Source organism: Paraglaciecola polaris LMG 21857 (assembly GCF_000315055.1).
GTDB classification, from domain to species: Bacteria; Pseudomonadota; Gammaproteobacteria; order Enterobacterales; family Alteromonadaceae; genus Paraglaciecola; species Paraglaciecola polaris.
In genome coordinates, this window is record NZ_BAER01000129.1 from 1 (window position 1) to 20,886 (window position 20,886).

At 45.5% G+C, this 20,886-nt stretch carries 22 protein-coding genes; 6 read left to right on the forward strand and 16 right to left on the reverse strand.

Going from position 1 to position 20,886, the window contains the following annotated elements:
• Positions 1 to 68 precede the first annotated feature (68 nt).
• The 13 genes from GPLA_RS21115 to GPLA_RS21175 form a co-directional block, all read right to left on the reverse strand.
• A complete protein-coding gene (locus tag GPLA_RS21115) occupies positions 69 to 812 on the reverse strand; it encodes a type II secretion system protein N (RefSeq protein WP_007107063.1) in 744 nt (247 codons plus the stop codon).
• Positions 809 to 1,288: a type II secretion system protein GspM gene (gspM, locus tag GPLA_RS21120; RefSeq protein ID WP_007107064.1), complete on the reverse strand. Its 480-nt coding sequence runs from the start codon at positions 1,286 to 1,288 to the stop codon at positions 809 to 811. The genes GPLA_RS21115 and gspM overlap by 4 nt, the downstream gene beginning before the upstream one ends.
• Position 1,289: 1 nt before the next feature.
• On the reverse strand, positions 1,290 to 2,483 hold the full coding sequence (gspL, locus tag GPLA_RS21125) for a type II secretion system protein GspL (protein ID WP_007107065.1): 1,194 nt from the start codon (positions 2,481 to 2,483) through the stop codon (positions 1,290 to 1,292).
• Between the two features lie 79 nt (positions 2,484 to 2,562).
• The gene (gene gspK / locus GPLA_RS21130) at positions 2,563 to 3,567 is read right to left on the reverse strand and encodes a type II secretion system minor pseudopilin GspK (protein WP_007107066.1); all 1,005 of its coding nucleotides are present in this window, start codon (positions 3,565 to 3,567) and stop codon (positions 2,563 to 2,565) included.
• Positions 3,564 to 4,232: a type II secretion system minor pseudopilin GspJ gene (gspJ, locus tag GPLA_RS21135; protein WP_007107067.1), complete on the reverse strand. Its 669-nt coding sequence runs from the start codon at positions 4,230 to 4,232 to the stop codon at positions 3,564 to 3,566. The genes gspK and gspJ overlap by 4 nt, the downstream gene beginning before the upstream one ends.
• Complete coding sequence (gene gspI, locus GPLA_RS21140) at positions 4,225 to 4,614, reverse strand: type II secretion system minor pseudopilin GspI (protein WP_040515618.1); 390 nt, start codon at positions 4,612 to 4,614, stop codon at positions 4,225 to 4,227. The genes gspJ and gspI overlap by 8 nt, the downstream gene beginning before the upstream one ends.
• Positions 4,611 to 5,219 (reverse strand): type II secretion system minor pseudopilin GspH, encoded by a 609-nt coding sequence (gene gspH / locus GPLA_RS21145; RefSeq protein WP_040515630.1) that lies wholly within the window; start codon positions 5,217 to 5,219, stop codon positions 4,611 to 4,613. Before gspH ends, gspI begins: the two co-directional genes overlap by 4 nt.
• Positions 5,220 to 5,262: 43 nt before the next feature.
• On the reverse strand, positions 5,263 to 5,703 hold the full coding sequence (gspG, locus tag GPLA_RS21150; RefSeq protein WP_007107070.1) for a type II secretion system major pseudopilin GspG: 441 nt from the start codon (positions 5,701 to 5,703) through the stop codon (positions 5,263 to 5,265).
• Positions 5,703 to 6,923, reverse strand: a complete 1,221-nt coding sequence (gene gspF, locus GPLA_RS21155) for a type II secretion system inner membrane protein GspF (protein WP_007107071.1) — start codon at positions 6,921 to 6,923, stop codon at positions 5,703 to 5,705. The genes gspG and gspF overlap by 1 nt, the downstream gene beginning before the upstream one ends.
• 1 nt (position 6,924) lies before the next feature.
• Positions 6,925 to 8,487, reverse strand: a complete 1,563-nt coding sequence (gene gspE / locus GPLA_RS21160; RefSeq protein WP_007107072.1) for a type II secretion system ATPase GspE — start codon at positions 8,485 to 8,487, stop codon at positions 6,925 to 6,927.
• Positions 8,487 to 10,559, reverse strand: a complete 2,073-nt coding sequence (gspD, locus tag GPLA_RS21165) for a type II secretion system secretin GspD (protein WP_007107073.1) — start codon at positions 10,557 to 10,559, stop codon at positions 8,487 to 8,489. The genes gspE and gspD overlap by 1 nt, the downstream gene beginning before the upstream one ends.
• 5 nt (positions 10,560 to 10,564) lie before the next feature.
• Complete coding sequence (gspC, locus tag GPLA_RS21170) at positions 10,565 to 11,455, reverse strand: type II secretion system protein GspC (RefSeq protein ID WP_007107074.1); 891 nt, start codon at positions 11,453 to 11,455, stop codon at positions 10,565 to 10,567.
• A 108-nt stretch (positions 11,456 to 11,563) separates the two neighbouring features.
• Entirely contained in the window at positions 11,564 to 12,259 is a 696-nt protein-coding gene (locus tag GPLA_RS21175) for an SDR family oxidoreductase (RefSeq protein ID WP_007107075.1), read from the reverse strand.
• A 158-nt stretch (positions 12,260 to 12,417) separates the two neighbouring features.
• On the opposite strand from GPLA_RS21175, the gene hslR reads away from it, so the two are divergent.
• Together hslR and hslO are read left to right on the forward strand one after the other, a co-directional pair.
• Entirely contained in the window at positions 12,418 to 12,822 is a 405-nt protein-coding gene (hslR, locus tag GPLA_RS21180) for a ribosome-associated heat shock protein Hsp15 (protein ID WP_007107076.1), read from the forward strand.
• Between the two features lie 33 nt (positions 12,823 to 12,855).
• Positions 12,856 to 13,749 (forward strand): Hsp33 family molecular chaperone HslO, encoded by an 894-nt coding sequence (gene hslO, locus GPLA_RS21185; protein ID WP_007107077.1) that lies wholly within the window; start codon positions 12,856 to 12,858, stop codon positions 13,747 to 13,749.
• Between the two features lie 62 nt (positions 13,750 to 13,811).
• Here the strand turns inward: hslO and envZ are convergent, their stop codons facing one another.
• Positions 13,812 to 15,110, reverse strand: coding sequence for a two-component system sensor histidine kinase EnvZ (envZ, locus tag GPLA_RS21190; protein ID WP_040515631.1), 1,299 nt, complete (start codon positions 15,108 to 15,110; stop codon positions 13,812 to 13,814).
• Between the two features lie 26 nt (positions 15,111 to 15,136).
• Positions 15,137 to 15,859, reverse strand: a complete 723-nt coding sequence (gene ompR, locus GPLA_RS21195; protein WP_007107079.1) for an osmolarity response regulator transcription factor OmpR — start codon at positions 15,857 to 15,859, stop codon at positions 15,137 to 15,139.
• Positions 15,860 to 16,228: 369 nt separating this feature from the next.
• Here ompR and GPLA_RS21200 point away from each other — a divergent pair, with 369 nt between their 5' ends.
• Together GPLA_RS21200 and GPLA_RS21205 are read left to right on the forward strand one after the other, a co-directional pair.
• Positions 16,229 to 17,131, forward strand: coding sequence for a phosphoribulokinase (locus GPLA_RS21200; protein WP_051997709.1), 903 nt, complete (start codon positions 16,229 to 16,231; stop codon positions 17,129 to 17,131).
• A gap of 162 nt (positions 17,132 to 17,293) precedes the next feature.
• Positions 17,294 to 18,367 carry a hypothetical protein gene (locus GPLA_RS21205; protein ID WP_007107081.1) on the forward strand — a complete coding sequence of 358 codons (1,074 nt, stop codon included), beginning with the start codon at positions 17,294 to 17,296 and terminating at the stop codon, positions 18,365 to 18,367.
• A gap of 85 nt (positions 18,368 to 18,452) precedes the next feature.
• On the opposite strand, the gene GPLA_RS21210 is transcribed toward GPLA_RS21205, so the two are convergent.
• Positions 18,453 to 18,674, reverse strand: a complete 222-nt coding sequence (locus GPLA_RS21210; RefSeq protein WP_007107082.1) for a hypothetical protein — start codon at positions 18,672 to 18,674, stop codon at positions 18,453 to 18,455.
• Between the two features lie 388 nt (positions 18,675 to 19,062).
• On the opposite strand from GPLA_RS21210, the gene GPLA_RS21215 reads away from it, so the two are divergent.
• Positions 19,063 to 20,010, forward strand: coding sequence for a hypothetical protein (locus GPLA_RS21215; RefSeq protein ID WP_007107084.1), 948 nt, complete (start codon positions 19,063 to 19,065; stop codon positions 20,008 to 20,010).
• Positions 20,011 to 20,178: 168 nt separating this feature from the next.
• Complete coding sequence (locus GPLA_RS21220) at positions 20,179 to 20,883, forward strand: spondin domain-containing protein (protein ID WP_007107085.1); 705 nt, start codon at positions 20,179 to 20,181, stop codon at positions 20,881 to 20,883.
• Positions 20,884 to 20,886: the final 3 nt, after the last annotated feature.

Here is a 20,886-nt window from a genome sequence, read left to right on the forward strand (position 1 = left end):
AAATAATATTTACAAAATTATAAAAAAGGCGCTTTTTAAGCGCCTTTTTAGTATTCGCTATACGCCAGCTAAAACTTAACGGGATAGTAACCTTGTGTGTCTTTCTTTCCAAAAAATTGAGCTGCTTGGTGCACTTCTGTTGGCAATGCCGGATCCGGTTTGAAGCGGCCATTAATACGAAATGCCAATGAACTGGGAATATGAGCTACAGCACTTAGACCGAAGCTATTAGGTTCATTAATAGTCATGACAATTTCTTCGTTGTCACACTTAAGGTCCGCTTCAAAGTTGCCCAACTCTATATCTTGCTGGGTACCCTGTACCTTAGCTTTAAGCCATAAGCCTTGCCCCGTTAATGCCTGACAATGCTCAGTGTAATCCAATTCTTGTAAAGCAATTTTGAATCGGCCACTGGCATTAACCGGAATGGGTAAAGGCAAGCTGCTGATCACCAGACTTGTGGGTAAAAATACTTGCACACCTTCACCTTGCAGACGACCGTTGGAAATCACGACATGACCGTCGATAGAAATATCTTCCATTTCGCGAATATTACCAGCGTTGACATCCAAACTCGCGCTGCCGGTGAGTAAAGGCCAAAAAGCCAGTTGCCAATTCACATCGTGAATGGGTAAGCCTTGTACCGTTACGATTGTCGCATGGCCATTCCAAATAGTGCCTGATACGCCATGAACAGTGATCTCATCAGGTAGCTGAACGCGAGAAATAACCTGCGCCGCAGGTAACTTTGCAATAAGAAAAGCGACATAAATGGTTAGGCAAACAACGCCCCATTTTAAAACTGACTTCATGATTTACCTAATTTCAAACGACGGATTTTGATCTGCCCTGGGGCATCGGCTTCAGCGATATCTAAATCTAAAATACTGATCCCCATCTCTTCGAGTGATTTAAGCCAATCTAATACATCGTTGAACGATGCTTGATCAACCCAAACTTGCAACTCATCTGCTTGTGGCTGCATACGAGCTATGGCGATATTATTGTTTGCAGCGGTTTGGTTTGCCGCTTGGGCAAGGGATCCATTAAAACCAGCACTTACACCTTGAGCGGCTCTGAGTTGAATGGCCCGATTAGCGTTTTTATGTACCCAGCTTAATAAAGATTGTTGCCCAGTCACCGCTTTTTGGTCTCGCTCAATAGCCTGATTAAGTGGCGACCACACTAACCAATAAAACATGCCTACTATCACCACAACCGCTGAAATAAGGACTAAGCGTTGTTCACGTTCGGTTAGTTGACTAAATTTTTGTTTAATATTATTCATGTTAACTCCTCACAACCAAAGAACCGTACACTAAGTCATTACGGTTATTGATGGCTCCCTGCTCCACTTCAAAACCTTGCGCTTCAGCTAAACGTTTAAATTGTTCAAGGGATTCAAAGTTCGCTGCCATCGCTTGCATACGCAATTCTCTTCGTGCGGAGTCGAATTTAACACTGGCCGGTTTTACTTGGCTTTTGGCGAAAGCTTCGCTCAATTGATTCATCATAACCAACATGGATGAACTGCCAGCTCCCTGCTCAAGGGCTGCCATTTTACTACGCATAGTTGCGCGTACATCCCGATATGCCCCCGCACTGGGAAAGGCGCGTTGAAACTCTTCTTTTATTTGCTGAGACAAGGCAGCCTTTTCCCCGCTAAGCTGCTGTTGCAAGGCAACTTTATCAATCAAGGTGGTACATAATGCAATGCCCGCTAAAACAGCCGCAAGCCGCCACTTTCTGAAATTACCTCCTTGCTTCTTACGTGATTTAAACTCCCCTTGCAGCAAATTGAACTGCGTACTCTGTAGACCGTCCGCGAGGATTTTCATTGGCATATCGACACGCTGTTGTTGCACGGTGACATTGTTCAGATCTTGGGCGGTTAAACTACTGTAGTTATCCAAAATTAAAGGGGTGATTAACGGCTTAGCATGATGGTTTATCGCTTGTATCAACCAGTTTTTTTCACCTTGGATACCCGCCCACTGGTCTTGGCGGATCAATAACTGCTCACCAAGCTCAAGAGCTGCCCAGCCTTCGACTGGCTCTGGCACCGCTAAAATATCCGGTAAAATGCGTTCACAATGCAACCCCGCATCAGCCAGTTGTGACTGCCACGCTCGCAGACGTAGCTTACTGACCACAGCAACCGCTTGTTGATTGTTTTTTCGCCCACCTAGGGCAAAAAACTGAGTAGCGATATCGCCGCTAATTTCGTCTTCAAGCATGAAAGGAATGGCACTCAGCGCTTTACGTCCACCTTTCGCTGGCAAGGTAACCCACTTAAGTAATACGTCGCTGGTGGGAACAAGCGCTATAATAAGTCGCTGACCTGCGCGATCGACTAACGATGACAGATGACCCGCATCGGGGAGCTCGCCACTGGCGATAACATCGTCGTCTTGAGGGGAGCAGACTATCCAATGGATCACATCATCTTCATTCGAACCCAGTCTAACTATTAATTGTTCCATTATGTTGGCCTACTCTGGTCATTCCACATGTGCTTTATGCCACTCATACCCATGTGTGGGTTAGGTTTTTTATCATTATTCATAATGTGCCAAATTCTCTGCGCAATATACTCACATTTTGACTATCGTCCACAGCGAAAACAGTGGCCATAGAAAACGTGGCATTATTGTACGTGGTCTTAACCTGTAAAATGAAGTGTGAGGTGGTCACATCAAACCAATCTTCCCGCTCGCTTGGCATATTCAGTGCTGTAATGGCATTATCGGCCAAAAAATCGGCTTTGGTTTTAAAGCCCTCTTTAGGACGGTTGGCGATGACATCTTGCGCGTCAGACAAGGCTAAGCCTGTCAAAGCCGCTAATACTGGAGCGCTTTTTTCATCTACGGTATTGACGTTTATTTTTAACTGATCATTACCTGGAATGACACAGACCTGCTTTAGCAATAAGTCTAACCACTCAATACTCACCCCATTGACCAAACGTAGCTCGGATTTATGGGCCATTAGATTATTAGCAGCAAGATACGGAAACTGACGCGATTCATACTCGCTGTCCTCAGCACCTTGTTGCAACATATTACTATCCGCGTCTAACCAATCCACTAAAGAGTCGCTAAAGGTGTCAATATCGTAAGTACTAATATCACCGTTAATATTTTCCATCAGCCGCTTAAATGCCATTTGACGCTCACTGGACCCAGAACTTGTGTCTTCGGTATTGCTACCTTGCTCGCCTGAACGCAAACTGTTCACATTGAAACAGCTTTGCATGTCAGACAATTGCGCTTCAATCCCCCCGCCATCTAGAGGATACACAAAAGGTTCAGACCATTGCTGATCCAAATGAATGACACCATCACTGTTATCTAATAGGTACTTAATTGATTTCTGGGCATATTGCTCAGCGCCCATGGCATACCAGTAGGCCTGATTATTATCTTTAATATTCGACGCCCGTTTTACTTGTAGCTGTAAACGGGAGCCCATTTCCGTTGCCAAGACACTGACCAATGCCACTATCAGCAGCACAATGATTAAGGCCACGCCTTTTTGCTGTCTTATAACCTGCCCTATGCCGCTCATGAACTGCTACCTGACAGTAAAAACTCCCGGCGGATCACACCGAAATCTTGGCTGGTAAATTCTATCGCCACTGCTTTGGGTAATACTGCAGCACTGTAATCGTCCTGCCATGCAGAATCGCCTTCTTCTTCCTCATCCGCAGGAATAAAATACACTTTGAAGTCATCGATGTTTTCCAACAGTATTTTAACCTTGGGCTCATATCCAATCACGTTGTCTACGTAGTTGCCGTAAAGACGTTGCAATTGACGCTCTTGCACACGATAACCAACGCCTTGCAAGGTACTGCGTGGTAGGCGCAGCTGAGGGTTATGCCAACCCCCATGCACAAATGCGAGCCCATCGTGGTTGCTATCGAGCACCCCATCGCCACCTAGCATCACTCGCTCACTCACTTCACCTTCCACTCGCACAGGCCTTGCGACAGCTTGTAATACATCTCGCTCGATGGTTAACATGGCTCGCTGTAACGTTTGCAGCTTGTCGAACCGCTCATTAGATAGCTCATCACTATCGATGACGCTGGTAAGCACGCCCGTACTGGCAATACCAATAAGGGTAAATATCGCCATCGCAATCAAAATTTCCAGCAGAGTAAAACCAGCGACAGCCTTTGAAACAGTGGGGAATTGGGTAGCGTTTTTTCGCGTGCAGTGGCTATACATCGCTATCTCGCTTAGCCACAAAAGTTGATACAGACGTGATGGGCGCAGAAAACTTTTCATCTAAAGCGACGCTGACTTCTACTGACAATAACTCTTTGTCATTGGTTTTTGTCACTTTCTGCTGCCAATACCAGGTACGGTCGGACATTTCTTGCTCACCTTTGGCATTGTTCTTGGGCGGCCATTTACTAGATAACTGTAATTCCGTTAGACGATTGTTCGCCACCCATGTCGCATAGGTAATTTCTTCTATCTGGCCGATACTGCCAAGATGATCACTGGCGGCTTTCATGATGGCGGTAGCGGTCATAGCAAAGATAACCAACGCAACCATCACCTCGAGTAAAGTCATGCCTTGGTGCTGCCTAGCATGTCGACTCATAAACGATCCAGCGGCCCATCGACCGTTACCGGTAATGAATCTTGCACATTCAATCGAAAATAACTGGGAGATTCGGATGAAAATCCAGGCTCAAATGCAAACGCCAAAGAGAAAGGAGTGATATCGCCGCTAGACAATAAAAACACTTGGGGCGGGGGCAATTTCTTGTCATCGTCGTCGCCTATGCTGACGCTCTCGTCACTGATCGAGAGCTCGGCATCAATAGATGACTCGTTGAACAAACTATCATCTGTGTCCCAAGGTAAATCATTTAGCTCTAACTCAAAGGTAAACTCTTCGGGCAAGGTGTAGGCTTCAAACGTTTTGTCACCAGAGATGAGTTGCCAATTTTGTTCTTCATCGAGGCGCATAAAGCTGTATTGATTTTTATCACTGTCTATGCGCAATCCTAACTGCTGCTGGTTCAAGACCGCATAATCAGATGCCATACTAAACACCACTTGAAAACGCTGCACTTGCTTTTTAAGTCTGTCTTGGCCACTTTGCCCACTAATGTTGAACACCACAGTGCCTGCGAGCAGCCCCATGATAACCAGCACCAACATCACTTCGAGTAATGTGAAACCTCGCGATTTTTTGAACATAGCGCCAAACTGGCTAAAACAGGCAGACTGCGGCACTGGCCGACTAACCTAAGTAGTCGTTAAGATTCCAATTACCAATATCGTCATCTGTGCCCGCTTCGCCGTCAGGGCCGTTAGAAAATATATCAATGACTCCCACTTCACCTGGACTCAACAACTGATAAGAATTCCCCCAAGGATCGTCAGGTAAACGTTTTATAAAGCCGCCTTCCTGATAATTACGCGGGATAGGGTCGATCGTCGGGATTGTCACCAAGGCATCTAACCCTTGTTCACTGGTAGGGAATACATTATTCCGCAGCTTGTACATTTCAAGCGCGCTTTCGAGCTGTTGAATATCCACGGCGGCCTTTTTCAATTGCGCCTGTTCCTGATTGCCTAGTATAGATGGGGCAATCATCGAGGCCATAATGCCAATGATCAGTAATACCACCATGACTTCAATTAAGCTAAAGCCGCGCTGTGTGCGTTGTAACGTTTTCATTAAAGATTCACCATATTGTTTAAAGCTAAAATAGGTTGCAGGATCGCCATTACGATAAACAGCACAATCCCTGCCATAGAGACAATCAAAAGTGGCTCAAACACTTTGAGTGACACACCAACCAAAGACTCAAATTCTCTGTCTTGGTTATCCGCTGCGCGCCCCAACATTTGCGTTAACTCACCACTGCGCTCACCGGAAGCAATCATATGCATCATCATAGGCGGGAACATCTTGGTGCGTTCAAGAGCTGCGCGCAGACTCGAGCCTTCTTTCACGTTAACCGATGCCCCTTTGACCTCATCACGAATGTACAAGTTCGCCAGCACATCACTAGAAATTTTCATGCTCTCAAGCAAAGGCACCGAACTGGAGGTTAAAATACTTAACGTGCGGGCAAAACGTGCGGTATTAAGGCCTTTCGAAACCTTGCCCAGCAGGGGTAAACCAAGAATAAAATGGTGATAGCGTTTTTTCATCACGGGTTGCTGCAATACCCGACTGACAATCACTGCCACAATGGCCAGAAAAACAATGAGTAGCAAACCATAGTTTTGCATCCACTCACTGACACTGATCAGCACTTTGGTGATAGTCGGTAGGTCCTGACCCATATGATCAAACTGACCGACAATTTTTGGTACCACCACAGTGAGCAATAAAATAACGATGCCCATAGCAAAGAACATCATCAGCATGGGGTACACCATAGCTTGCGTGATCTGACTGCGGGTTTGCTGGCGCTTTTCGGTGTAATCAGCCAAGCGATTGAGCACAGTATCCAAGTGTCCCGACTTTTCACCTGCGGCCACCATAGCGCGGAAGAGCTCATCAAATACATGGGGGAATTCAGCCATAGCGTCTGCTAAATTGTAACCTTCGACGACTTTGCTGCGCACCGCCATCATCATATTTTTTTGCCGTGGCTTTTCAGACTGTTGCGCCACGGCCATCAAGGCTTCTTCAATCGGCAGGGATGACTCAACTAAGGTAGCTAATTGCCGAGTAAGCAGTGCCAGATCCGATGCGGAAATTTTCGCCTTAAACAACGAAAATTGATTCGCCGACTTGCGCTCTTTTTCAGCGACTTGTTCGACTTCCAGTGGAATAAGTTGCTGTTCACGCAATTGCTGGCGTATCTGGCGAGCATTATCGCCCTCCAATACGCCGCTCTTATTTTTACCGTTTTTATCAATCGCTTTAAATGCAAAGGCTGCCATTCTAGTCTTCTCGCGTCACGCGCAGTACTTCTTCTAAGGAAGTGATCCCCCTGAGCACCCGGCGACAACCATCGTCACGAATACTTGGCGTATTCTGACGTATATATTTTTCAATGGCTTGCTCGCCATGACCATTGTGGATCAGCTCACGAATGCCTTCATCGACAATCAGTAGCTCATGTATTCCCGTTCGACCGCGATATCCAGTGTGATTACAAGCCGCACAGCCTTTAGGACGACACACTTGATGCTCTGATTCACTACCAATGGCGATCCCAAGGATCGTGCATTCTTGCGCACTAGGCTGGTAGCTGATTTTACATTCAGGGCACAAGGTACGCACCAAACGCTGTGATAATACAGCTAACAAGCTTGACGACAATAAGAAGGGCTCAATACCCATGTCTTCTAAGCGGGTAATCGCACCAGCTGCCGTGTTAGTGTGCAGAGTCGACATAACCAAGTGACCGGTTAAACTGGCCTGAACACCAATTTGCGCCGTTTCTAAATCGCGAATTTCTCCTACCATCACCACATCGGGATCTTGACGCAGTATGGCACGCAGTCCCCTAGCAAAGGTCATATCCACCTTTGGGTTGACTTGCGTTTGACCAATACCCTGCAAGTCAAATTCGATTGGGTCTTCGACGGTCAGAATATTACGATCTTTGGAGTTAATTTCACTCAAGCCCGCATATAGCGTGGTTGATTTACCAGAGCCTGTGGGGCCTGTTACTAAAATAATGCCGTGGGGTTTACGAATAAGTTCAGAAAAGTGCCCGCGATTAGCCTTGGTCATGCCTAAATCTTGCAGATTCAAGCGAACATTATTTTTATCTAGCAGTCGCAATACCACTCGTTCGCCATGACTCGATGGCATAGTCGATACACGCACATCGACCGCTCGCCCGGCAATACGCAAAGTAATACGGCCATCCTGTGGAACACGCTTCTCAGCAATGTCCATTTTCGACATAACTTTTATCCGCGACACCAACATAGAGGCCATCTTACGATTAGGACGCAAGATTTCCCGCAACACGCCATCAACCCTGAAACGTACCAATAATTGGGTTTCAAAGGTTTCAATATGAATATCTGATGCACCTTCTTTGATCGCTTCACCTAACATGGCATTGATCAATTTAATAATGGGCGCATCATCTTCGCTCTCAAGCAGATCCTCAGTATCCGGCAGCTCTTCAGCTAGGGCGAATAAATCACTCTCGTTACCGATATCTTCCATTAACTGTTTTGCCGCTGACGAGTCCCGTTGGAACGCACTGGTCAGTAATTTCTCGAACTGACCGCCTTCTATTTCGCGTAATTGAAAAGGCTGGCCTAAAAAGCGTCGTACTTCAGCAAAAATCGCAAAGTCAGTTTCATCGGTGTGATAAAGCAAAGCTGGGCTTTCTGCTGTTTCTAGCAAAACCTTATGGCGCTTAGCAAAGCTAAATGCTAATTGCTTGTGCTCGGCCTCATCGATAGGCGCATCAACATCAGTTCCTGCAGCGACTAATGCCTGCTCTTCAGCGTCCACACTGCTAATTGATTCTGAACTCATTACTCCTGTTCACCCTTTTTCTCCATGGCTTTTTCAGCGTCGGCTTTTTTCTGCAAGTATTCACTGTAAGAAGGAGGCAAGGCCAAGCCTTCATTCCATTCGGGTAAAGCAGGATTTTCAGAAAACGGCATTAACGGAATGCCTTCTGATTGACGTTTAAGCTGTTCAGCACGGATGTAATTGTATTTTTTGCGACTAATATCATTCATGGTGATCCCATCACGAATGATGGTAGGACGAATAAAGACCATCAAATTACGTTTCGACTTACTGGTAGTCGTTGATTTGAATAAGTTACCAATATAAGGGATATCCCCTAAAATCGGTACTTTAGAGACACTTTCTTGCACATCGTCATCAATCAAACCACCGAGCACGATCGTACCACCATCATCGACTATGACCGTCGTTTTAATCTCACGCTTATTGATCAAAATATCCACTGATGTGGCACCACTAATACTCGATACTTCTTGTTCGATAAGCAATTGCACCGCATTCCCTTCGTTAATCTGGGGGGTAACTTTAAGCTTAATACCTATTTCTTGACGTTCAACAGACTGAAACGGATTTGAATTGGTAGACCCTGTGGTTGAACCGGTAATTATTGGCACCTCTTGACCAACAATAAAGTACGCTTCTTCGTTATCTAGCGTGGTCAAATGCGGCGTCGAAAGCACATTAGAGTTGGTATCAGTGCTGACCGCCTGTAATACGGCTCCCCAGCCATCTTTCACTGCACCAACCAAGAAGCCATTTACGCCCCCAAGCAAAGATGCCAGAGAGGAGTAATCCCCTTCAGTTGTTTCATCAAACGAATAAGGGTCGCCGTTATCATCAAAACCTACCGTAGTTGTGGTGGTGTCTTCTGCTTCTGCGGCTGCCACTGCTAGTGAGCCGATACCCACAACGTTGCCATTACTAAATTGCTGGGCACCGTATTTCTCGCTGGCCCACTGTACACCGACGGTTGTGCCGTCGCCTTCAAATACTTCCACAATAATCGCTTCTACTTGCACCTGAGCGCGGCGAATATCAAGTTGACGAATAACATCTTCTAAGGAACGCATCATATCCGGCTGAGCGGTAATAACCAGAGCATTAGAATCTCCATGTGCTTCTATGCTGATCCCTCGATTCGTCTTGGTGGTTGTTTTCCCTCCACCTTGCTCTTCGGCTTGAATACTCGCGCTGACACCTTGTAGCACTTTAACCAGCTCTTCGGCTTTTGAATACTTTAAGAAAATAACCCGGGTATTCCCATTACTCTCTAACTCTTGATCCATCCGCTCTATCAAGTTAATGATGCGCTTACGCGCCTTGATATCACCACTGACCATCACACTGTTGGTTCGATCATCGGCCACGACTCGAGGGGCATCTTTGCCTCCGGCACTGGTTTTACCCGATGTTTTGTTAATGCTGTCAATGATACGCACCATTTCAGTGGCGGATGCGTACTTGAGTTTGATGATTTCAACTTCTTCATCGCCAGCTTTATCCACTCGTTCAATAATTTCTACTAAACGATTCACCACGGCTGCACGTCCGGTTAGCATCATCACATTGGATGCGTCATGGCTGACCACATTACCGCCACCAGCTTGATCGTTTAGCTGACGCAGAATAGGCGCAAGTTCCCGTACAGGTACGTTATAAACGGGCATCACTCGGGTGATCATCTCATCGCCGTCAAAAGGCGTGCCTTCCACTACAGGTAAATTCGACGTTTTCGCATCTTTGGAACGCACCACTTTGACAATACCGCTGGGCATTTCAACCACCGCATAGCCGTATACTTGCAGCACGTTTAAGAAGAACTGATAGTACTGGGCTTCATCTAATAAATCGTAACTACGAACAGATATTTTACCTCGTACATTAGGGTCGACTATGATGGTTTTTTTAAGGTTCTTACCCACTATGTTAATAAATTCACCGATATCGGTATTTTTAAAGTTGGGTGAATACTCGTTCGCCGCCACATAGGTTGACGCAGTAAAAAATGCGGTCCCAATAACAAAGCACAAGCTAGGTAAGATATTACGGCTTGTTCGCTGGATAAAATTCATTCTCGTTATTCCTGTTCCACATCGGGTAAATCTAAAAATAAGGTCAGCAATTCATTATCACGGCTGACGGTAATTTGTAGTGACTGTGCTTGGCGCAATTCGCCCATGGCTTCAACTGCCTGCTGTGGATCGGTTAAATTCAAACCGTTTATATCGGTGATCACGTCACCGCTTTGCAGGCCTGCTGCTTTAAATAACTCAGGCTTTTTGCCTGGGCTCACCTGGTAGCCCTGCAACTCGCCGTTTGAGCTGTGGGGCGCCACAGAAATGAAGTCCGTAAAATTCGCCGGTTGCTGCTGAAGCATGCGCGTGGCGTCCATTACATCATCCGATAAAGTGACAACATTCTGCTCTTTTGGTGAAGGCGATAACGTTGGGGTGGCTCGCCTAGGTTTGTTGCTGCGTTTATTGTTCGCTTCGTCGTAGTCAATACCATCCAGCATAAGGGTTTCATTTGCTACTCCGTTGCGAATAATCACTCGGTCTCTAAACACTTCCCGCAAGGTCGCGTTGGTACCTATAATCTTATCTCCCAAACCATACGTATCCTGACTGCCTTTGTTTTCAATAATCGCGGCGCCTTGCTCCGGTACCGAGCTAGTTACCACGCCAGTTAAGGTCAGGTTCAATTTGGTTTCCGGCGCATCCGTCACAGTTTGCTCTACGGTAGGGGAGGCCTGAAAATCGCCAAATAAATTTAGCCGTTTTAGGACATTCAAATCGAGTGCGTTCTGAGATCCGCTGGCTAAGGGGACAACCCGTGTATTCGGTGTTTCATTGCTCGTTAACGCATTTTGAGGCCATAGACGCCAAGTGAGTTCAGCTACATAAGCCAACAGAAAAATCACCAATAGTGCCACAACAACACGGTTAATCTGTTGTTGATACTTAAGCAAAACTAGCCAGAAGTGGTCGAAATTATAATGTGTGATAGTTAAGGTCTCATGGTTGCGTCAAGCCATTTAAAGGCCAGGTGTTGTTTATGCGCATGTTATTTTTATCATTTACCAAGGAATTTGCGATCCAGATTCATCTATAAATTTACCGCTATCGGCTTTGGTCAACCCCTTGATTACGCTAATCAGTTGTATTACCGCTTGCTCTACCGTACTCGTGGCTTCTTGACCGCCCATGTCGGTTTGTACCCAACCAGGGCTGATAGCACACACTATTTTGCCGTTTTCTTTATTTTGCCATGCAAAACGCTGGGTAAACATATTCAGCGCCGCTTTACTCATGGCATAAGCATCAAGTGGCGCGTCGGCAAATTGCTTACTGTGGGTAATTGACGCCACACCAGAAGACATTTGAATGACTTTCGCCTCAGATGTTAATGCCCCCAACAGCGCTTGGCAAACTAAGCTAGGCGCAATGCTATTTATCATGAAATTATCAACAAACGCTGATTGCGTCCATTGTCCAAATGTCTCATTAGCACTAACACCTGCGTTATTAATCAATATGTCGAGCTTAAAATTGCCCTGCACAGCATTAGCTAATTGATTAATCGAATTCTCAGAGTGAAGATCAGCATGCAGTATATGCATTCTATTTCCACTTATGGTTTTTAACGCCAATAAATCTTGTTGTGACGAACCTTCACGGCACACACCAATCACAACATCACCTTGGGAGATATACTGCTGACAGAGCCCTAACCCGATGCCACGGTTAGCTCCTGTGACAAGCACTGTTTTCATGGGTTAAGTTTTCCTTTTAGGACCTGTGGGCGTAACATGAGCCAAGTCATTTTTATTATTATTTTTTATCTTAACGTTTGCCAATGATAACGAGTAGGCACTGGGGTCACAACTCTATTAAGCAATCGTTATGAAAATATTACATATTGGTCACTCATATGCAAAACAGCAAAAAATCTCTTACAGAACAAAGTCTTCGCTTGGACAAGTGGCTTTGGGCTGCGCGCTTTTTCAAAACACGCTCCTTAGCCAGAGATGCCGTGATGTCGGGCAAGGTCAGTTACAATGGTCAAAGGTGCAAGCCAAGCAAGGTGGTAGAGCTCGGTGCCGAGATAAAAGTTCCCCAAGGGTTCGATGTGAAAGAGATCATCGTGGTAGAATTAGCCCAGCATAGGCGTTCTGCTCCGTTGGCGCAGCTAATGTTCGAAGAAAAGCCAGAGAGCATCGCCCAGCGTGAAAAAAATGCTGAGATGCGCAAGTTAAGTGCTTTTCATAGCCCAAAGCCCGATCAGCGTCCCGACAAAAAACAACGTCGACAAATTATTCAATTAAAACACCAGTAACCAGCGTACGCGCTGAATCATCGAGAAATTACTATGTCATTTGATCAACTGCACCGTTATCTTTTTAATCAAGCTCATGTACGCGGCGAGCTTGTTCGATTAGAAAGCAGCTACCAATCTATTTTAGACTCCTATGCTTACCCCCCTGTTATTCAGCAATTGCTGGGTGAATTAATGGCAGCAACCTCAATGCTCACAGCCACCTTGAAATTCGAAGGGGATATTGCCCTGCAATTGCAAAGTGACGGCCCAGTTAATTACGCCGTGGTAAACGGAACACATCATCAGCAATTACGAGGGGTTGCTCGTTGGGATGAGTCCCTAGCAGAGCTGCCCAGTGATTTCAGCCAGCTGTTTCAAAAAGGGGTATTAGTCATCACTATTACGCCAACAGACGGAGAGCGTTACCAAGGCATGGTGGCTTTAGACAAACCAACGTTGGCCGAATGTATTGAAAGCTACTTTCAACAGTCTGAACAGTTAGCGACCAAGGTTATTCTGCGCACACAACAAACAGCAAATAACGCGAAGGCGTGCGGCATGTTTTTACAAATACTCCCTACTAGTAGTCAGGCCACAGATACTGCAGATACTGGATTTGAGCACTTGGCAAGCCTGACTGATACCATTAAAGATGAAGAGCTATTTAACTTGCCTGCAGAAGATATTTTGTATCGCCTTTATCATCAGGAAGAGATTGAAGTGTATGCGCCAGCGGATGTTATTTTTAAATGCACTTGCAGCCGTGAACGCAGCGCTAATGCCCTAGCGGCAGTAGAAAAAAGCGAGCTACTTGATATTGTTGCCACTGAAGGCGCGATAAAAATGAACTGCCAGTATTGCCATACCGAATACCGCTTTGATGAAATTGATGTACACAGCATACATGCAGGTACATTTGCTATGGACACCAGCCAAAATCAGTAAGCTCAATTGAGCGAATACGGCCCCTAATCGATATTAATCGACGTCATTCTAAGCAATACGTATTAGGGGCATGTATGAGGAATATACACACTGGCCACCAAACCACCTTCAGGGTGGTTTTTTAATGTCACTTCGCCGCTATGCATATCAACAATTCGCTTGATAATGGCCAACCCTAAGCCAGAGCCCAAGCTGCCACGGGCTTTATCACCCTGAGTGAAAGGCTTAAACAAGCCTTCCATTTGGGCATCGGGGATCCCTGAGCCAAAATCACGAATAGAGAAATAGAGTAAGTTTCGCGCTTTATCAAAACCCGAGCGGATCTCAATATCTTCGCTGCCGTAGCGAAAGGCGTTTTCAATCAAGTTATCTAATACCCGTTTCAGTGCCACTCGGCGCATACACGCAGTGGGAATGGGTTTCAAATGTAAATGTATATTGTGGTGCTCTTCAATATTACGCACCTGAACTGCATCGCGAATCAATTCATTTACGTCTACGCTGACCATGCTTTCTTGCTGGTCTTGACGTACGTAATTAATAAACTGATCTATGATGTCATTCATATCTTCAATATCGTTGACTATGCCCTCTTTCAGCCAATCTTGCGCTTCTGGGAGCATTTCAGTGGCCAAACGAATGCGCGTTAAGGGCGTACGTAAATCATGAGATATGCCTGCCGTCAACAATGCTCTATCATCTTCGAGTTGCTTAATCCCCTTAGCCATTTGATTAAACGCTTGGGTAACGGCCATCAATTCAGTAGAGCCTTGGGCATCAAGTGGTGGAGGAATGTTACCCCGTCCAACTTCGATCGCTGCATGTTGCAGGGCCTGTAGAGGTTTGTTGAGTCTGCGTACAAAAATCCAGCCTCCGGCCACACTCAAAATGCCAATTACCAGTAGATAAATAGTCAATGGCGAAATATCGGATTCCCCATGACTTAACATGGGGATTGTCACCCACACACTAGGATCTTGCGGTGGTTTAACCCACACTAAGTAAGGATTACCCTGCGTGATCCGCACTTCTGCCTCACCGCCCAGTTTTAAGCTCATTTGGCGTGACAGATAGGGGTAATAAATGGCTTGTTCGACTCCCTCAGCGAGGGCTTTTTCATCACTTAGCAAACGCATTCCCGTGGCCGCAAAAAAACGCTTGTGCAGCTCAGGATCTTTGTGATCAATCTCTTCGATGAACACCAAATTAATTTGCGTGGCCAGCAGGTTATTTATCTGCTGATAACTAGGTCGAATAAAATAATAAGTGACTGATAGGTACGATACCACTTGATTGATCAGTAACAACATACCAATCAGCAGTACCGTTTGCCCAAATGCACTTTTAGGTAGGAATCTCAATTGCATTAGCTACGTTTGGGGGTCAACTATGCACCGCCGCCATCAGGCACAAATACATAACCCAAGCCCCAAACGGTTTGAATATACCTAGGGTTAGCAGGATCTTCTTCTAACATGCGGCGCAGGCGCGATACCTGTACATCGATACTACGTTCAAGCGCACTGTAATCACGCCCCCGAGCCAAATTCATCAGTTTATCTCGCGACAAAGGTTCACGCGGATGGGTTACTAACGATTTTAATACCGCAAATTCTCCACTGGTCAGCGTCATCGGCGCACCATCGCTAGCCATCTCCCGTGTGCCCAAATTCAATCTGAATTTACCAAATTCAATAATTTGCTCAGCTTGGGAAGGTGCACCAGGGGCTTCAACCACTTTACGACGCAATACCGCCTTGATCCGCGCCAACAACTCCCGTGGGTTAAATGGCTTAGGCAGATAATCGTCGGCCCCCATTTCAAGACCGATAATACGATCAACTTCGTCGCCCTTGGCGGTCAACATCACGATGGGAATTTCATTTTCTTTTTGACGCAGGCGACGGCAAATGGATAAACCATCTTCTCCGGGTAACATTAAATCAAGCACCATTAAATGGAAATTCTCACGTTCTAACATACGATCCATTTGCTCGGCGTTTGCTGCTGCACGCACCTGATAACCTTGCTCAACCAAATAACGCTCAAGCAGGCTGCGTAAACGCATATCATCGTCTACGACTAAAATTTTTGTGGTTTCTTGTCCCATTATCGGATCCCTTTATCACAGTAGCCTCACTATAAGGTAAAGCGCTGAAATACCAAAGCATCCTATGTATTCCTTAGCCTTTGGTTTGTTACAAAGTTTGTCCCTAGTCAGGCAGTTATCGCGGCGCAATCTCCATGCGGACAAGCGATGGATCCTGTTAGTCTATTTTAATTACGACATCGAGCAAAATAGTCTTAATCACGTTTGTTAATCCAAGCAAGTCAGCAACCATCACGTCTGGACGTGCATTTCAGACTCTATATCCAGATGCGTGTGGCGCGGTTAAATACCACTAAAGGCGAATAGGCCTTGACCCAAACAAGCCGCTTGCTTATAAATGGTGGTCATTTTTTCCATCAAGAAACCGACATGTCTGTAAAACACCCCATTATTGCTATCACTGGTTCTTCCGGCGCCGGCACAACATCAACCACAAATGCGATCCGTCATATATTTCGCAACCTGTCGGTCAATGCAGCTGTGGTTGCTGGGGATAGTTTTCATCGTTTTACACGCCCGGAGATGGAAGTCGAGATCCGTAAAGCCCAAGAACAAGGGCGACACATTAGCTATTTTGGCCCCAAAGCCAATGACTTCGTCATGCTTGAAACCCTGTTTAGCGAATACGCCGAAACGGGGCGAGGAAAGCACCGTCACTACCTTCACTCATTTGATGAAGCCGTACCCTTTAATCAAATGCCGGGCACCTTTACCCCATGGCAAGACCTACCAAGCAACACGGACGTATTATTTTACGAGGGTCTGCATGGTGGTGTTGTTACAGAAGAAGCCGACGTAGCAACCCATGTCGACTTACTGGTAGGCATGGTGCCTATCGTAAATTTGGAATGGATCCAGAAAATCGTCCGCGATACCACAGAACGTGGTCATTCTCGTGAAGCGGTAATGAGCAGCATAGTGCGCAGTCTCGACGATTATTTTCAATATATCACCCCACAATTTTCCCGTACCCATGTGAATTTTCAACGTGTACCCACAGTTGATACGTCTAACCCGTTTAGCGCTCGAGAAATCCCTAGCCAAGATGAAAGTTTTGTTGTGGTCCGTTTTCGACGCGAAATGAAAACGGTCAATTACCCTTATTTACTGCAGATGATTGACGGTGCTTTTATGTCACGCATCAACACCCTTGTGGTACCGGGTGGCAAAATGGGCTTAGCCATGGAGCTTATCCTCACACCGCTATTAGAAGAAATCCTTGATAAAAAACGTCGGGCGGGATTTCAAATGGATTGGGTCTCGGATAAATAAAGCCAATCCAAATCAATCATGGTCATCGAGTATACTAGCGGTGCTGTTTGAGCACCGCATTGCGATGGAACAATTGAAGTAAACAAGCCGCAATTAACATGATATAACGCAACCTTGATCAGTTTTTTGCCTTGCAGGCAGAACATTATTAGGTTGTACGCTATGCCCCACTCCACTACGCAAGCTGGATTACCTCCGAGCTTTATCGAATTACTCAGCAGCCTTATGCGCAGCCCAAGTGTGGTTGGCGCCGAGCATTCATTCTTTCGTGTGTTGCAACGTGAGTTAGAAGAACGCGGTGCCAAGGTAACTTGGTATGAGGGCCTGCTTGTCGCCCAAGGTAGTGAGCCAGACAGCATGATGTTCTCAGCGCACATCGACCGTCATGGCCTAATTTGTACCGGCCCTAACGAATTTCAATATGCTGCGTTTGTTGCCGGGGCACGCTCGGATTTACTTGGTAATTCTGTCAGTGAAAGCCTGATGCAAAAAATTGTTGACCGCTTCGATGATGAATCTGTTTATGCCTATGAGCCTTGGTCTGGTGCTTATCGCGGGCGAGGTACCATAAAAGGTGCCTATATCTGCGAATACCGCAACAACTTGATCTTCGAAGTCGATGGTTTAGAGCATGTCGTCGCAGGCACACCTGTCGCATTCACCGACAAGTTAAGCATCACGGAGCAGGCCTTGGTTGGCCAACTCGACAACATATTGACCACAGCTGCCCTGGTGCACTTATTCGAACAAGGCTTTCAAGGCACGGCCTTTTTCACTGCTCAAGAGGAGGCGGGCAAGAGTTGGCGTTATTTATTGGAATGGTTCCGGCGTTTTGGCGGCTCGACCAATCAATTGATCGTGGTCGATACCAGTCCGTATCCTGATCTACCCACAGCTGCTCAGCAGAATCTTATTTTACGCCACAAAGATGCCAACGCTGTGTTTAATCCACGTTTAACTGAACGCTTAGTTAGCGAATGTCAGCGCCTAGGCTTGAGCTATCAATTTAAAGACACCTATGTTGAGGCGCAAAACGCCAGACTGATTGCCAACGGTGAAGCACCACATTCATTGGGTGCCACAGAATTAGGCCGTATCATCTCAGCATCAAATGGGCTGGTAGATGGTACGACCTTGCAAATTCCATCGTCGGGCTATCACACCATGCAGGAGTCTGCTCCTTTGTCCTCGGTAGCGGGATTTCTGCGCATGCTTGAGACATTAGCTAAAGGCTAACGACGTAAGGTAGACGAGATATGACAGGATAAAAATAAGACAGCCACGCTGTAAGCGTGGCTAAAGTGCTAAGCCAGATATTGGATTAGATTTTTTCGATAGCTTGGTAACCTTCACTTTTCAGCTCGTTGTTTACACATTCAAGCAAAAATACATTTAGGTTTTGTCCGCCTGTGCCATCTTCTTCTGCAATATCATTACAATATTGCGTTAACTCTGCAATTAGCGCTGCATCGGCAACTTCGCCTTCATCAGCAACTGCACCGAACATAGCCAGTGTTAAAACCAATCCCAGTAAAAATTTCATAAATTCCTCACCAAAATAAGGATGCCTTACGGCGATATTGAAGTATTTTCTTGCAGCGAAAAAAGCCTGCAATCGGCGGATTTTTACGCCCAATTACAAACCTCGTCAAGCAAAATTTAACCGCAATTTAAAAAATAATTCACACCTTGATTAACACACCCCCAAGACACAGTTTAAATCATTACTTTTCAAATACTTAACAACAAATTAAGAATGAAATATCGCGTGCCATTTAGTCGCCAATTAACGACATAATTTGACTCCTATGCAGCAAAACATGCCTGTTACCATCAAGTAACACTTTTTTGCTCTTAGGGTTGGAATATAAGCGCATTTTTTCGCTGTATATCGGTATACTTTATTTAACAGTTCATTTTTCTAACTTTCGATGCTGACAAAAAAATCTCTTACTTTTCTAGCACTGGCAACAGTAACGGTTTTCTTAGCCGTTCAGGGCTACCGCGTTTGGTTACTCAATAGCGTTAAATTCATTAGCTTCGATAGCCGTTTGAAAGAAATTTCAGGTATTGAATTTGATAAAAGACAGCGCTTATGGGCAATTAATGACGGCGGTGATGCACCGCGCTTATATCAACTTAACGACAAAGGCGACATTGTCCGTAGTATCGAGATCACCAACGCCAAAAATTCGGACTGGGAGGATATGACCCAAGATTATTTTGGCCATTTTTTTATTGGCGACTTTGGCAACAATGATAACGATCGCGAATGGTTAACCATATACAAAATAGAAAACCCCATTGATATCAAGGGCGATACCACCACTGCTGAAATTATCAAATTTACTTATCCTAAATTTAAAGCTGTCAATGGTGAAAAACCTCGCAAGAATGTGCATTACGATGTTGAGGCGTTTATTTATTACAAACGCAACCTATACCTATTTACTAAAAATCGTACCAGCCCTTTTGATGGTAAGACACGCCTGTATCGCATAGGAGACCATGCCGCTAACTTTAATGCCGAATACATAGATGAGTTCTTAACTTGCACCATTATTAAAGAATTATGTTGGGTTACCTCTGCAGCACTTAGCCCAGATCGTACCAAGCTTGTATTACTCGATTCAGAACGACTGTGGTTGTTTGAAAACTGGAAAGATGACGATTTTTTTTCAGGGGACGCCTATCAAATTGATTTAGGAATAGTAACGCAAAAGGAAGCAGTAACCTTCGCGGCTGATAACAACACCATTATTTTCACCGACGAAGTATTTAATGGCATCGGCGGCAATGGTTACAGCATACAGTTAGATAAGGCAGATAAAATTCCGATTAGAAAAAAATTCAAGAAACCCAGCAGAGCAAAGCCTTAATTTTACTCACATAAATCCCCGCTCAAAGACTGAATGATAACTGACACAAAACGTTTTTTATCCCTCATCCTAGGAGGACAGAATCGTTGATGTTTCGTGATACTTTCGGGACGTTTACCTCTCATAGTGTTGATGTATTAACAATAATCAATACTTAGAGGAACTAACATGAAACCCATTAACATTTTATCTGCCGCAGCTGTGCTGGCATTGACCAGTCAACAAAGTTTGGCAGCCGACATTACAGTTGAGGTTCAAAACTTAACCCACGGCTTATATTTCACGCCTATCGCAGCGGTTGTGCATGCTCCAGATGTGAGCTTATTTGAAGTAGGTGAAGCCGCGAGCACTGAACTGCAAATGATGGCCGAAGGTGGCAGTATAGATGGTATTACGACTGTGGCGAACGCGGCCAGTGCCGATATGATTTCAAACCCCGCAGGCGGATTGCTTGCTCCTACCATGAAAGCCTCAGGCGATTTAATGACGACTGATGGCAACCTTATGTTGTCAGTCGTAGCTATGGTTCTGCCGTCAAACGATGGTTTTATGGGTCTAGATAATTGGGAGCTCCCCACTGAAGCTGGCACCTATACGGTTTATTTAAATGCCTACGACGCCGGTACTGAAGCAAACGATGAACTGCGCGGTAGCGGTGCACCTGGTATGCCTGGTATGCCTGTTCCCCCTCCGCTTGATCCTTTGCTTGGCACAGGTGGTAGTGGTGTTGCAGGGGCTGATAGCAATGCAACGGTACATATTCACCGAGGTAACATAGGTGATGATTCGCTAACTGATGGCAAAAGTGACGTGAATAATACTGTACATCGCTGGTTGAACCCCGTAGCTAAAGTAACAGTGACCGTCAGATAAGGA